This window comes from Hyella patelloides LEGE 07179, from assembly GCF_900659865.1.
GTDB lineage: Bacteria > Cyanobacteriota > Cyanobacteriia > Cyanobacteriales > Xenococcaceae > Hyella > Hyella patelloides.
Genome location: NZ_LR213773.1, coordinates 13,346 through 28,460, shown reverse-complemented (window position 1 = coordinate 28,460; position 15,115 = coordinate 13,346). Strand labels below are relative to the sequence as shown.

Here is a 15,115-nt window from a genome sequence, read left to right as displayed (position 1 = left end):
TTAGTAGTCGGGTTAATCAAGGAGCAGTGGGAAATGCCGAGGGTGTGACGATTGATACTGATAACCTGATTGTCACTGGTGGGGGATACATTGATGCTAGTACATTTGGTCAAGGTGATGCTGGTTTAATCGATATTTCCGCCCAAGATGTTACTTTCAGTGGCAGAAATTCCCATAATTTTCCCAGTAGTGCTTTTTCTCAAGTTAATCCAACTGGAGTGGGAAATGCTGGAGGTGTGAGCATCGCTACTGATAATTTGACTCTAAGCAATGGGGGATTAATTTCCACTAATACTTTAGGTCAAGGGGATTCAGGGGATGTGAGGATTTTTACCAACCAACTAACCATGGAGAATGGAGGCAGAATTGAATCAAGTTTTTTTGATAGCACAAATAGGATAGAGACAGAAGCTGAAGGTACAGGTCAACCAGGAAACATCAACATTGAAGCTAATTCAATTGATTTAAATGAATCCGCAATTAATGCGGAGACTCAATCACAATCATCAAATGGAGTCAGTGGCATTATTAATTTGCAAGTCGCAGAAGAGCTTACTTTGCGAAATAACAGTCTGATATCCGCTCAAGCATTAGGAAATGCTGATGGTGGAAATGTCTCCATCAACAGTGAATTTATTATTGCTTATCCCAGCAATGGTAATGGCAATGGCAATGATATTCTTGCTAGTGCCGAACAAGGCAATGGTGGCAATATTGAAATTTCTACTCAGGGAATTTTTGGACTGGAAGAAAGAAACTCTACGCCAGAGAACCAAACTAATGATATTGATGCTAGTTCTGAATTTGGTTTGTCAGGGACAGTAGAAATCGAAATTTTGGAAGTCGATCCCAGTCAAGATTCGTTAAATATACCAACCGTACCAGTGGAGACTGAGGTTGCTCAAATCTGTGAACCAAATAGCGATGGTAATCAAAGTGAATTTTTAGTTACTGGACGTGGTGGTTTGCCCGATTCTCCTGAAGCTAATCTTAATGGGGATTTTGGTCTAGAAGATTGGCGGGTGGGAGAAGAAGATAGTTTGAATTCTGCTTCTAGCTCTGATGAAAGATTATTAAGAGCCGAGGACGAAAACTCTGAACCGATAGTTGAAGCTGATAGTTGGATAGTTAATGACCAAGGGAATGTTGTACTCGTGGCTAACCATGCTCCTGTTACAAAGAGTGAGTTGGCTCAACAATCATCAAATTGTCAAGCTAAGTGACATCCTCCCATTATGACAAAACAGCGCGACCTATGATGTGTGGGAAACACAGACCTGTTGAGTTAGTTGTTTACTGGGTATAAATCAGGGAAACATCAAGTAAATCTAAGGCTTTTTGTTGCAGTTGAGTGTGTTTTGGTTCATTTGTATGTGGAAAGTTCCGTTTTAAATGATCTCTAAGCTACTTGTCTTTTCATCAAATTAGAAAATATCCCTTCTTGAGCAGCCAATTCATCAAAGCTTCCCTGCTGCACTACTCTGCCTGTTTCTAGTACATAGATGCGATCTGCATTGCGAATTGTACTCAGCCTATGAGCAATTACAACTCTGGTTACTTGCAATTGGTCTAAATTCTCACTGACAATCGCTTGGGTGCGGTTATCTAAAGCACTGGTGGCTTCATCGAATAGTAAGATACGAGGTTTTAAGACCAACGCTTTGGCAATTAGGAGTCGCTGTCGCTGTCCTCCCGAAAGATTACCTCCCCCCTCACTAATGACTGTGTGCATCCCCATGGGCATAGCATTAATATCATGGTCAAAACCAGCCATACGAGATGCTTGCCAAGCCTCATCTAGAGTAATAATGCCTCCCCCCGACAGATTATCGAAAATTGAACCAGACATGATTGCACCATTCTGTAAAACCACGCCTAGCTGTCGGCGTACAGCACTTACATCGAGTCCTGATAAATCTTGCCCGTCATAATAAATACTGCCATCTTCAGGAGTTTCAAATCCTAGTAAGAGGCGAAAAATAGTTGACTTACCACTGCCAGAGCCACCAACCAAGGCAATAAAATCTCCAGGTTCGGCTTTGATACTAACATTCTCTAGGGTTAAAGGAATGTCAGGACTGTAGCGAAAAGATACCCGCTCTAGGCTAATTCTGCCGATCAGTTTGCCTGGATCTGCCTTGCTGAGTTCGACTTCGGGTAGGGTTTGAACAATGGGCTGCGCTCGCTGCCACTGAGGAGTAACCTGCAATATGTCTGTAACTATATTGCTTACTTCTGTTGAGCCACCGATAAAAGTACCAAAAGCACTATTAAAAGCCAAAAAAGTTCCCACAGTTAATCCTGGTTTACCTGTCGTCTCTGCCTGGTTGAGTAAATGGACTGTAAACCAGAAGAGAATACCAGAAGTCAGTATGGGCATTACGGTATTGAATATAGCAACAATATCTTCAATCAGTTGAGTACTGAGTTCGAGTTTAATTTGCTTACTATAATCTTTACTCCAGAAAGCAAAAGCTCTTTCTTCTGCTCCAGCAACCCGTAGCTTGGAGATACCGTTAATTAATTGGACAACTTGCCCAAAAATATTACCTTCGATTTCCAGCAAGGGTCTAACTTTACGTACTAAAATTACCCCAGACAAGACAGTGACAATAATAATAACGATCGCCGTACCAATCGCAATAAATGATAAGGGTACACTATAGAATAAGAGCAGTCCTAGATTGAGTAGAGCAAAAATACTAGTAACTAATTTAATTAAGATGGTACTGCCTAGTTGTCGTCGGATTTGACTGATGGAGTTAGTACGAGATAAAAGATCCCCTGTGGTGTATTTACGGAAAAAAGAGACTGGTAAATTAAGCAGCCGATCCCACATCGCTGATTGAGTCGAGGCATCAGAAGTAGTTTCGATTCTTAACAGAGCAAATCCTTGAGCTAAACGAAATAGGGCGGTGGCAAAAGCAGCGATAACCAATCCCAAGCCAATTTGAACTAAAGAAAAGCGATCGCTGTCGGGAACGGAACTATCAATCATAACCGCCGTAGCTTGAGGGGTGAGCATCCCCAGTAAAGTCACCGCAATACTAGTAAAAATAATAATTAAGATGTCTCTTGCTCTGCCTTTGAGGGCGAACTTAAGAATATCGAAAACAGAAAGAGCTCGATCAGCAAAGGAACGATAAAACATTTGAGCCACTGGCTCGACTTGCTTGGCGCGATCGCCATCAACTAAAATACGAATGCGAGTCTTGGGATCTAAGAGTTCGTAGCTACTAGAATCCTTGGGCAGTAATGCCACTGGTTGTTTGTTGGCTTCTGAATGAATATAGCCGATCAAAGGACCACAATCTTGCTCCCACCAATTATCTCGTAATAAAACTTGTCTGGTTCGCAAGCGAGAAGCTCTAGCAACGGCTTGTAAAGGATCTTCGAGCCTTTTAGTATCTTCTGATTGGGCAGGAGGATTAATTTTCATGCCCAATGCTCTTCCTACTGCCCCCGCAGCTACTAATAAAGGTGTATCTCCTGTAATCAAATTATCTTCTTGAGACACCAAAGGAGATGCTAGCTCCCCTAAAGCTTCTGCTGTAACTTGTTGATTGAGATTATCTAGATTTGCTAGTCTTTGTAACTCTTCATTCTGCTCTTGTTTTTGAATCAGTCGATTACAAAAGAGAAAGTGTCGATGGAATAAAGATATTCCTTCTAGTAAAGCATCTACATCGGACAAGGAACTGGTAATTTCTGTAGTTAATTGAGTATCGCAACTTGCTTCTATCCAAAGATCGTCAGGAATGGGTAAAATTTTAATTTGCTCGGTGATAATTAATTCTTTAATTCCTAGTAACCGCACCAGTCCCTCTCGAACTTTAAGCCAGACAACAGTATCTAGGTTTGGTTGTAGGGTTTGACCTTGATTGAGAGAAAAGTTTTCTTTTCCTGCTGCTTTTACTTGAATATTGGGAACGGTCGAACCAAAAAGGTTGGTATCAAAATGCTTTAACCATCCATCTATTAAAATTGCCAAATTAAAGTCTTGATTGGTCAGCAATTGTCCGAGAGATTCTCGGTCTAACTTTAGCAAAGTCACTTTTCCCATGGGAATTGCCAACATTTGATAGTCAATCAAATTAGGATGGGCAATAGTACCAAAAAGAGCTTCTCCCGCTTCACAATTAAATAGATAACGACGATTTTCTTCTGTCATGCCGTCGCTTACTGTGACAGCAAATAAGGAAACAGAACCAGACTCAATGAGCCAAACTGTCTGGGGATCGTTGAGCAGAATTGGTTGATTGCTGTTAAGATTATGTAGTTTTTCGGGAAATTGTGCTTGATTCTCTAAACTAACCATTATTGAAATACCTAAACCAAATTGATAACCAATACTGTGAGATTGGGAACTGGGAAAAAAATTGATTTATTCCTTATTCCTCATCCTTCATCCCTTATGCCCTAAAGGACTAACTTTATGCGGAGCGGTATCCTTTAGGACGTGTCGCAAAGCGGTATCCGTGATAGACATCCTTCATCCCTTATTTATCCTTCTCCACTCTTGATTAGCTGTGCATATACTCCTTCTTGTTGCCATAGTTCTTCGTGAGTGCCTCTTTGGACTACTTTGCCTCTTTCTAAAACAATAATTTCATCGCAGTCACGGATCGTACTCAGGCGATGGGCAACAATTAGGCAAGTACAACCTCGTCGTCGCAAATTACCATCGATAATTTTTTCGGTTTCTGCATCCAAAGCACTAGTAGCTTCATCCATGATCAGAATCGAAGGATTATTAACTAAAGCACGGGCAATTTCTAATCTTTGTCGTTGACCACCACTTAAATTGCCTCCCCCTTCTTGCAACTGGGCGTTATAAGCTCCTGAGAAAGAGTTAACTACATCTTCAATGGCAGCATCTTGGCAAGCTCGTCTTAAATTTTTATCGGCGATGGTGGCATCCCAGAGAGCCAGGTTATCTCTGACTGTCCCTGTAAACAGAAATATATCTTGTTCTACCATGGCGATTGAGCTAGTTAAGATTTGATGGGGAATTTTTTGTCTGAGTCGATCGTCAAAGCGAATTTCTCCCGACCAAGGCTCGTAGAGTCCCGCTACCAATTTGGCGACAGTAGATTTACCAGAACCACTGCCCCCGACAAAAGCAATTCGCTGTCCTGGCTTGACTGAAAGAGATAAGTTTTCAATTAAGGGAGGATCGAGACGACTATAACCAAAGCTAAGATTATTTAATTCGATATATCCTTTTAAACGAGCTGATGTAGTAGGAATTATCTGGCTATTATCTGCTTGGGGAGTTAAAAAAAGTTTTTCTTTATTATTAGTGGTAGAGTCAGTGGGATTATTGAGAACATCATCCAAACGAATTAGATTACCTTCTAGTTCTTGTAGCGTTCCTGCAAAGTTGACCAAATTGTTGACAGGTTCTTGAAAACTCCTAACTATTGCCTGAAAAGCCACCAGCATCCCAATACTGAGGTGTCCTTCGATGACTCGCCAACCTCCAACAACTAAGAGTAGAGCCGAGGAAAGAGCCGTTAATAATACAGGTAAGCCTGAGAGAAACTGATTAGCTACTCCCAATTCTTGCTGGGAGTTAAGAGCTTTAGCATAGTAACCAGACCATTTAGAGAAAAAGTCTGATTCTACTCCTGATGCCTTGAGGGTTTCTATATATTGCAGTCCCGCAATTGATGCTCCTGCTGCCTTACCATAATCTTGCATGAGTTTTTGGTTGGCATCTACTCGCTGACGATATATCCAACGCAGAGTCAAAATATTAATCGCAGCAAAACTAATAACCATTGTCGTCAGTACTTCATCATACTGAAACATCACGACCGCAAAAAAGACGATCATTGCTGTGTCAATAATGGTGGTTGCTAGTTGTCCAGAAAGAACTTCTGCTACTTGGTTATTTAAACGAGTGCGATCGCTGATTTCCCCTGCAAATCTTTGAGCATAAAATCCAATGGGTAAACGGAGAATATGCCAGAGAAAACCGCCAGACATTGCTACAGAAAGCTTAATTTGCAATCGACGCAGATAGCGTAATTGCAGCAAAGTTAGTGTTCCTTGAAAAATTGCGGTAATTGCCATCGCTAGCAGTAAAGGACGCAACCACTGTATTCTTCCCTGGACTAAAATTTCATCGACAAATATTTGACTAAAGACAGGAATTAATAACTTAACTAGGGTCAGAAAAAATCCTGCTGCCATGCAGTAAGCTAAAGCACCTACTACAGATTGTAATCGCGATCGCAAAGAAACGATAACATTCGGCTTTTTACCACCTTTACTAAACTCAGTCCCTGGTTGCATGACCAGAACTACCCCAGTGTATCCTTCATCAAACTCTGACCAGGATACGCTTCTAGGACCACTGGCAGGATCGTTAAGATAAACTCGTTGTTCGCTAAATCCTTCTACTACCAAAAAATGATTAAACTGCCAAAACACAATGTAGGGTGGGGCTAGCTCTTGCAGTTTTTCTAAGCCTTTTTTCAAACCTTTGGCTTCTAGTCCATATCTTCTCCCTGCTTTAAGAACATTAGAGGCTTTACTACCATCGCGGGAAACTCCACATTCTTGTCGTAGTTCTGGCAACGGTACAATACGACCATAATAACCAAGGATGATTCCTAAAGCTGCTGCACCACATTCCACTGCCTCCATTTGTAAAACTGTGGGTGTTTTGACTCGCTGGCTGGGTTTGGGCCGCAATTTTTGGAGATACTGCCAAAGATCGAGGAGTTTTGGTGGGGAAATACTAGTAGATACCACTGATAGACCTCAAAATTGGAAAGACAAAAGAAATAGGTGCTCTTTCTTCTATTTTGACTCTGGCAGAGGTGGTTGTTCCCGAAGACATTTTCAGTTGTGGCCCTGAAGAAGAAGACCACTCATAACCACTAAAAGTCTCAGGATCTGATGTTAATTTAGCTGATATTTGGATTACTACTGGTTCGGTTTCCGAGACTAAACCTGCGATTATTTGAGGATTACCCACGACATTGGCAGCAGCTTCGGTAGTAATGGGGAATGAAGAAACTTTAGTGACAGTCCCGATAATGCCACCAAACCTTTCCCGTTTAATGGTTTGAGGTGTGATTTGCACTTCCATGCCAGGCTGAACTTTTTTACCATCTTTTACGGGAAAATAAGTCACCCCTACCAGTTTGCCCTCTTGGTTATCAGTGTCTACACTAGCTAGGCGAGTTCCCGCTTCCACCACTTGTCCCTGATTGACAGTGAGTTCGAGAATTTTGCCTGAATGTTGGCTGACAATCTGACTTTCACTTTTGATTTGTTGCTGGATTGTAGCAATTTCTCGATCGACCTCTTGAATTTCTTTGGTGCGAGTGGTGGAATTTTCCCAGTCTTGTTGAGCTAAATTAGCTTTTTTACTGTCTAATTCTTGAATTTGAGCCTGGACATTTTTTACCTCATTCAGATTGGAAAGATATTGCTGAAGGGCTTCGGCTTCCTTAACATCGAGATCTTTTAATTGAGCTTCTACTTCATCAATGCTACTGATGTTATCGGAGTATTGTTGTCTAGCTTCGAGTAAATTATCTTCAGAGATTGCACCCCTATCAAATAGCATTTGCCGAGTTTCAAATCGTTGTTTGTAAGTAGACCTTAAACCTTCTAAGGTTGCCTGACGCTGCTGCAAGTTTTGGCGTTGACGTTGAATTGCTGATACTCCCTTATCTTTGAGGGTAGGAGTCAAATCTACTAAAATTTGGAGTCTTTGCTCTAATGTTTGGCGTTGTTCTACAATCGACTGTAAATCTTGCTTTTTCCGTTTATTTTGGACTGCATCCGCCTCGGATTTTTGCTGTTCTAGTTGAGCTAATTTAGCCAAGGCTAATTCTAATTCTTCCTGGCGATCGCTATTATCGAATGTAGCTATGACATCTCCTTTTTCCACTAGATCGCCATTTTTAACTTTTAAATCTATTAACTGTCCCGAACTTTTAGTCTGTATAGGAACTACAGTACTAGGATAAACTAGCACCCCTGCTCCTTCAACCGTAACGGGAATACGTCCAAAAATACTCCAAGTTAAAGCTGACACCCCTAAGACACCTAATGTAGCCAGAGGAATCCAGCTTTTAGGATTGACCACCTGCATTAATTGATCTAAACGTTCGGGAGAAGATAAACGCTCTAAGGATGCTTGCCGAAACAGTTTATTTTCTTTCTTAGAAGAAGAACTATTTTTTTGCTTAGATGTTTTCGACGTTGCTGATGCAGTCGCTTCACTATTTTCTTCAGCTTCCTCATTCAATTTAGGCAAGAAAATCCCCGTAAATAATCCTGGACTAAGTTGAAAGTGTCTTTTGCCAGCCGAACGAATCGAATCTGCGATCGCTTCGATGGCAGTACTTTTGAGTAAATAACCCCGCGCTCCAGCTTTTAAGGCTCTTTTGATATCCTTTTTGCTGTCCGAAGAACTCAAAACTAGAATTTTGCAATCAGGAAATCTTTTAACTATAATCTCTATAGTTTCAAACCCATCCATCACAGGTATTTCTACATCTAGTAAGATGATATCTGGCTGCAAAGATTCAATGAGGTTGATTGCCACAGCACCATTGGTAGCTATCCCCACTACTTCTAACCCTTCTTCTGGCTCAAGTAACATTTGTAGACGTTGACAAACAGAGTTTTGATCGTCAACAATCAAAACCTGAATGTTCGGCAAATTTATCTTAGGATTAGAATCATATAAGATATTAGAATCTTGTATAGTTTTGTGATTCTGTGGAGTAAGTTCAATATAATTATTATTTGCTTCAATCTGGTTATTATTCACTTTAAAATTCAACCTAATTTTACTTAGCTATCAGTTTGTTAGTTTATTAATGAGAAATAAAACAGTAATCAATAGACCTCTCCAGAAATTAAATTTTAATCACGATTTTCCAAAGAGTTCAGATTAATTATCGTAAATGTCTTATGTTTGTATGAATAATTGAAAGACATTTATTACTTATAGATTGTGAATCACATCCAATAAGCTGACTTAGATTACCAACTTGCAATAACTATATAAAGTCAAATAGATCTAAACCATGAAAAAAATTGGCTGATTAATGCAGTTTTTTCACTTGTATTCTTGAAAAGATGTTTAAAAGATATTTAAGAAATTCAGTTTTCTAGAGAAAAACCCCCTAAGTCTCTTAACTTCAGGGAGTTTAGGGAGTAAGAAATAGTGGTAACTTAGGTTAACTCTTTCAACTAATACTAATTGGTCTTACAATCAGCGATCGCGTTGTCTAAATCATTTAAACTAGGATAATAGCAACTTGAAATACTAAATAAATCATACTAACAAAAAATGTTAGCATGACTTATTTAATATCATTAATTACCAGTCAATTTGAAATCCACCCAATATACTATTGACACCAAATCCACCTCCACCAGCTACAGATTCTAGTGCTTCTTCAGATAATTCTTCAGAAGTTTCTGGCTTTTTAGGAATTACAAGATAAGTGGTATTTGAAGTTTCTTCTAGCACTTGAAATTCATGACCTTCAGGAGCTTTTTTACCAATCTCTTGTTCGTAAACAGCTTTAGGGTTGTTCATTAATTCTTGTTTAAAGGCTTCATCTTTCCAAGCTTTAGTAATTAGATTTGCTTCAAATTCTTTACGAGTTTGATTATCAGACATTTGTTTATTTCCTTATTTGAAAAACTACAGTGAAGATTGAATAAATATTTGCAAAGTATGTTTGATATCAAATTTTTAAGTTGCAAATCAAATTTGTCAATCTATTATTCAACCTTCATTTATAAGTATAGGAAAACTTTGGTGTACCTACAATGCATTATTTGTAGATTAAAATCAACTTATTTTAGCTCTGGCTATTGTTTTTTTTATGATAAAAAAACAGACATAATAATATTATTATGTCTGTTTTAAATTTTTAAGATAATGTAGAACAATATAACTAATTACCAACCAATACTAATTCCACCCAAAGGAGTAGTGAAACCAATTCCTCCTCCTCCTGCTACAGATTCTAGAGCTTCTTCAGATAATTCTTGAGAAGCATCTGGTTTTTTAGGTATTACAAGATAAGTAGTATCAGAAGTTTCCTCTAACACTTTGATTTCGATATTATCAGGAGCTTTGCGACCTAGTTCTTCCTCATAAATAGCTATAGGATCATTCATTAACTGTTGTTTAAAAGCCTCATTTTGCCAAGCTTTAGTAATTAGATTAGCTTCAAATTCTTTACGAGTTTGATTCTCAGACATTTGTTTATTTCCTTATTTGAAAAACTACAGTGAAGATTGAATAAATATCTACAAATTAATTTATAGATTAGATTTTTTAAGCTATCAATCAAATCGATATAATCTACTACTCAACCTTATGTAACTAATATAATCAAATTACTATGCTTATACAATGCATTATTTTAGGGTAGCAATTACATATTTTTAGTTATGATAATTTGCTTTTTAGGAATGACAAAATAGACATAATATTGTTGGAACTATGTCTATTTTAATGACCCTACGATCTTGATAACTACAAGCTGTAAATTTAACTTAATTTAAGAATAATAACCAATGCCCTGTCCCATTTCATGAAAACTAAGAGACTTGAAAAATCCAAACAATGGTCGCTCGCAATCTGTATCATTAATGCCTAAATACTGCCAACTATCTAATTTAGAGCCAGCTTGTAAATGCTTTTGAAAATCATCAGTCAAGCCTCGCTTCTCTAGGTTTTTAATTTCTCGGTCAAAATTAGATTTAGCAAAATCCCAAAAGTCTGTTTTAAAGCGAGAGCCTTCTGCATAATGCCAGCTTATAAATAAAGATGTTTCCCACACTTTTTCGTATAAAAAATCATTTATTGCCTTGATAGTAAGCTCATCAAATTTCTCTCTTTTATTTTTTGCTGCATATAAACCCTTAAGAACAAAATCAGAAGCTAAGACCATTTCTAATAAGACAAGTGCCAAAGATGTTGCTTCTAAAGGTTCGATAAATGAGGCAGCATTTCCCACTTTAAATAGAGAACCATCAAAAAAAGTTTTGCAAGTGAAATTTGGAAAATTTAAACGTTTGGCATTACCAGAGGTTTCGACCTTCTCATCTTGGAGAAATTTATTTAAATCGGTCTCTATTTCAGCTATAGAGTTGACTGAACTATTGTAAATGTATCCATAAGATGTGTGAGTAGTTAACGGGATTACAAAAATCCAACCATGAGGTCTGGCAATACTTCTAGTTGCTGATAAAGAAATAACTGCTGGCCCTCTGCGAACTAAGGCTGCGTTAGTAGGAATTAATGGAATATTTTCGTAATCGTTACTTTCAAATGATTTTGGAAACCCTCTAGCATCAAAGGCAAAATCCACTGCTAGCTGACTATTGTCTTCAAATTTGAGTTCGATTTCAACCCCATCGCTTTCTATAGAACTGATTTTTTTATCCAAATAAGTCGCTGATATATGTTCTTGCAATAATTTAACCACTTCAATAGCTGAAATATGATACGCATGTTCGACATTCTGAGGATAAAAATTATGCATAAACTGCTGATGCTTTACTCCCCAATTTTCAAATTGAATACCAAACTTGCGTGTAACCTTACATCTTTCTTGTAAAGCAGCAAAGCTTAACCCAGTAATTTTATGTATCCATTCTCTAAACAAGGGAAAACTGCCTTCTCCTACTCCAATACTAGGAATAGTAGATGAATATATATGGTAAAGTTCAAACTCTGGAAAATATTTGGAGATGTGAGCTGCTATCATACAGCCTGCTGTACCTCCACCGATGACTGCTATTTTCATACTTTTTTCCTTTGATTGCGATATTATTAGTATTAGTTAGTCTGCGATCGCATATTATTTATCTGGTAATTAGATGAACTTCAAATTCTCTGCAATTCTGAATATTGATTTATTCTTCGATTTCTTTGTTTTCAATAACTACAGTAATAATTGTATACAGGAAGCATAAGATATACCAATTCAATTACTTATGACTATAAAAAATTAAGTGACCATAATAAATATATTCTGTTCTTCCTTACAAATTTTCTCTATATATTTGCCAATAAATTTGATTTGCTTACTGTCTCGATCAAGTTTAGTTTCACCGAATAAATATTATTCAAATAAGAAAATGTTGGAGAATGACTGTAGATTATTATTGTGTAATAAACGATATCCACAACCAGCCAGACCTGTAAATAATCCAGGCATAAAGCAAGTCAAATTCTCAGGTTTACTCTGTTGTTTGGTTTGTTTTAAAGGGTTCGCTGTAGCTATCGCTAGTTTAAATTGGTTATCTTCTTGATTTTGCCACTCTTTAAATCGCGGATTGTCGGTTACAAGTCCCAGTCTCTCGATCGCTTTTTGAATACCTACTGTTCCATAAGCAAATGCAGACATCGGTTTTTTGTATCTAGCTGATATATCTTCCCACTCTTGTATATTTGCTGCATATCTTTGCAGAAGAATCTCACCGCACATAGTTGCTTTGTCTAAAACTACTTCCTTTTGAGTCGAGCGAAAAACCTCAAGTAAAGCCAAACAAGCTCCAGCAACACCTGTAAACACATCTAGATTTTGCTCTGTCCTTAAACTTGCTTCGTCAATTTCCATTACAGCATCAACTGCTTGTTCTTGTAGCTCCAAGTCATCTAACAGGCTGCTAATTAAACTAAATGCGTAGGGAATGCCACTGTAACCAAGGGCAATTCCATGACCCATTTCGCCCAATGCTTCCTGTCTAGTTGTCTGTTCGCGGAACTGTTGACGTACTGTTTGAAGAATTTTATAGCAAGTATCGCGATATTCGGTTTCTCCAGTTACCTTGTATAGTGCAGCAAAAAATATCGCAATACCTGTCAGCCCATCATAGGTATGTAAGGAAAGTAACCTCACTTTGTAAATCTGTAACTCTTGTATATACTGCGGAGCAATCCAAGTTATACTTCCGTCCACTCCTTGGATACTATGTTGCATAATTTGACTAGCGATCTGACGTGCTTGCTGTATAGCATCGCCTTCAGATAAAGATGGGGTAAACTCACTATCTGTATAAGGTCTTAGCAAAATATCACCATTCTGATGACCTGTCAGCAAACGAGCAAACAAAGACTGTTTGATGATTGTAATCTGTCTAGATAAGTCATCTTCGTTAGCCTCTCTAATTAATTCCAGCATACGTAAGTAACTTGGTGCTTGGAAATAATCTGGGACAATTTCTTGACCCTCGAATTGTAAAGCCGTATTGTCTACATTAGCTGTAAAGTAGGGAATGTCTAACTCTTGCATCGATTTGCGTTCCGCCTGAAGAATTGCGTTAGCTGGAGATTTATCGTTCATAAATAAATGTCCCCGCGCTAGTTGCTCTAAGACAATGCTGTATGCTACTCCTTCTCCCATAAACCTTGGTTGATGCATATATCTATGAGTAAGTCCATACACCATGGTATTACGGAAAACAAATCGGACTTCTTGATTCTTCAATACGGACAGAGTACTATTACCCTTCAGTAATTCATCGCGGTGAATTAATATCAACTGATAAATCTCATTAAAGCCATCAAGAATCGACTGAGTATATGCTTCATACCCGACTGGAGTACCATCACAACGAGGAACATTCGGAAACACAGGCAAAATCTGGTGTGATTCTTGCTTTAACTGCATGGTGTCTGTATTAATATTGTTCCATTGAGGTTTCTCATAGGTAAGTTTCTGCTCCGTAAAACTTCCTAAACCGCTCATATCATAGAGATTAGAATTATTTTTACCAGCCACCAAATCGGGTAACAAATGCGATCGCACTACAGAATGAGATAATAACTCCATAGCAGCTAAGTTAGCTGTTTTATGCTGCTGCTCGGTAAGCTGTAAATTAGGACGATGCTGTAGCAAAGTTTCGCAATCTATAATTACGGGATCTGTACCATGAGCAATAATATTTTCATAATGCAGATCCGTTGCTTCTAGGATGTAGCCAAGACCCAGAAGTATACCTATGCGGTAATAAAATGCTTTTAGATCGGCATGATTATGACATTCAACTGATTCGATAAACTCTACCCATCCGTAGGAATTTTTGTCTAGTACCTTCATGACTTTCATTTTATGAGAAAGTTCTTCTTGATGATTAAGCCAGTCAAGTACTTGACTCAAGCCAGCTTCCATTCCTAAATTTCTTGGTTTATATACCAGTTTTATGCCATTTTCAAAAGACAAGCCAATTACACTTCGTCCGCCACAATGACGATCGGACAAAGATAAGAAAATTTTATTGACCGTCCCCAAGGCATTGCCATCATTAAAAGTAGTTTCTAACTCTTTCCAATCAGTATTCAATCTTGCCAGAAATTCACTAATAGTCTCGTACCAGAGATTAGTTAACGTGCCTAAAATTCTTCCCACCATTGCATATTCTGCAAAAAAATCTTGGTAGCGTTGACTCCAAAAATCTTTAATAAACTGCTGGTAGATTTTATGGTAAATATTTTCTAGTTGACAACTATAATTACCGACTAATGGCGAATTATGGGTTTTAAATACTTGAAATTCTAAATATAAAGTATTCGCAGTATAATCTGATAGTAATTGTAGTAGTTTCCGCTGAATCTGTCGGTGACACTCTTGGGTCAGTCTATTTTCACCCAAACAACCTGTAATACGTTTTTGGCAATCTTTAACAAATGGTAATAAAAGCTCTTCAAACGGAATGGGATTGTCTTTTTCTAGACATCCAGCAACAGTTTTTGTTTCAGTCAAATCATTTAACACTCTAGATAATGTATTAGCCCAAGCTGGCAAGGAAGTAGTTTTCGACCAAGCAACTGGACTCAGCATAAAATCGGTATCGGATGAAGATAGATCGGCTATTTCCATAAATTGAGATAGTCGATCTGGTTCATCATCAGAAGAAAGAACCTTTGTCCACATATCTAAATATTTATCTACTGAATTTTTATCTTCGAGTTGCATCCATTGAGATTTACGATCTAACTTTTCAAATAACATTACTGACTTGGCAACAATATGACGAATCAATTCAGTTTGTTCGATATCTATACCATTTATATTCATTGTTGAAATAACTTGTTGATTTGAATTTAAAATTT

General features: G+C 38.0%; 7 protein-coding genes and 1 pseudogene. 1 reads left to right on the top strand and 7 read right to left on the bottom strand.

Annotated features, from left to right (window positions below; all coding sequences use genetic code 11):
- Window positions 1-1,223: pseudogene (locus H1P_RS35640) on the top strand (S-layer family protein); the annotation flags it as partial.
- 176 nt (window positions 1,224-1,399) lie between these two features.
- Here the strand turns inward: H1P_RS35640 and H1P_RS02225 are convergent.
- The 7 genes from H1P_RS02225 to lanM all read right to left on the bottom strand — a co-directional run bounded on the left by H1P_RS02225 (window position 1,400) and on the right by lanM (window position 15,080).
- Window positions 1,400-4,318 (bottom strand): NHLP bacteriocin export ABC transporter permease/ATPase subunit, encoded by a 2,919-nt coding sequence (locus H1P_RS02225; RefSeq protein WP_144863719.1) that lies wholly within the window; start codon window positions 4,316-4,318, stop codon window positions 1,400-1,402.
- A gap of 185 nt (window positions 4,319-4,503) precedes the next feature.
- The gene (locus H1P_RS02220) at window positions 4,504-6,762 is read right to left on the bottom strand and encodes an NHLP family bacteriocin export ABC transporter peptidase/permease/ATPase subunit (protein ID WP_144863717.1); all 2,259 of its coding nucleotides are present in this window, start codon (window positions 6,760-6,762) and stop codon (window positions 4,504-4,506) included.
- Window positions 6,749-8,800: an NHLP bacteriocin system secretion protein gene (locus H1P_RS02215; RefSeq protein WP_144863715.1), complete on the bottom strand. Its 2,052-nt coding sequence runs from the start codon at window positions 8,798-8,800 to the stop codon at window positions 6,749-6,751. The genes H1P_RS02220 and H1P_RS02215 overlap by 14 nt, the downstream gene beginning before the upstream one ends.
- 555 nt (window positions 8,801-9,355) lie before the next feature.
- Complete coding sequence (locus H1P_RS02210; RefSeq protein ID WP_144863713.1) at window positions 9,356-9,661, bottom strand: NHLP leader peptide family RiPP precursor; 306 nt, start codon at window positions 9,659-9,661, stop codon at window positions 9,356-9,358.
- A 284-nt stretch (window positions 9,662-9,945) separates the two neighbouring features.
- Entirely contained in the window at window positions 9,946-10,251 is a 306-nt protein-coding gene (locus H1P_RS02205) for an NHLP leader peptide family RiPP precursor (protein WP_144863711.1), read from the bottom strand.
- Between the two features lie 302 nt (window positions 10,252-10,553).
- A complete protein-coding gene (locus H1P_RS02200) occupies window positions 10,554-11,804 on the bottom strand; it encodes a tryptophan 7-halogenase (protein WP_144863709.1) in 1,251 nt (416 codons plus the stop codon).
- Window positions 11,805-12,122: 318 nt separating this feature from the next.
- Window positions 12,123-15,080, bottom strand: coding sequence for a type 2 lanthipeptide synthetase LanM (gene lanM, locus H1P_RS02195; protein ID WP_144863707.1), 2,958 nt, complete (start codon window positions 15,078-15,080; stop codon window positions 12,123-12,125).
- Window positions 15,081-15,115 lie beyond the last annotated feature (35 nt).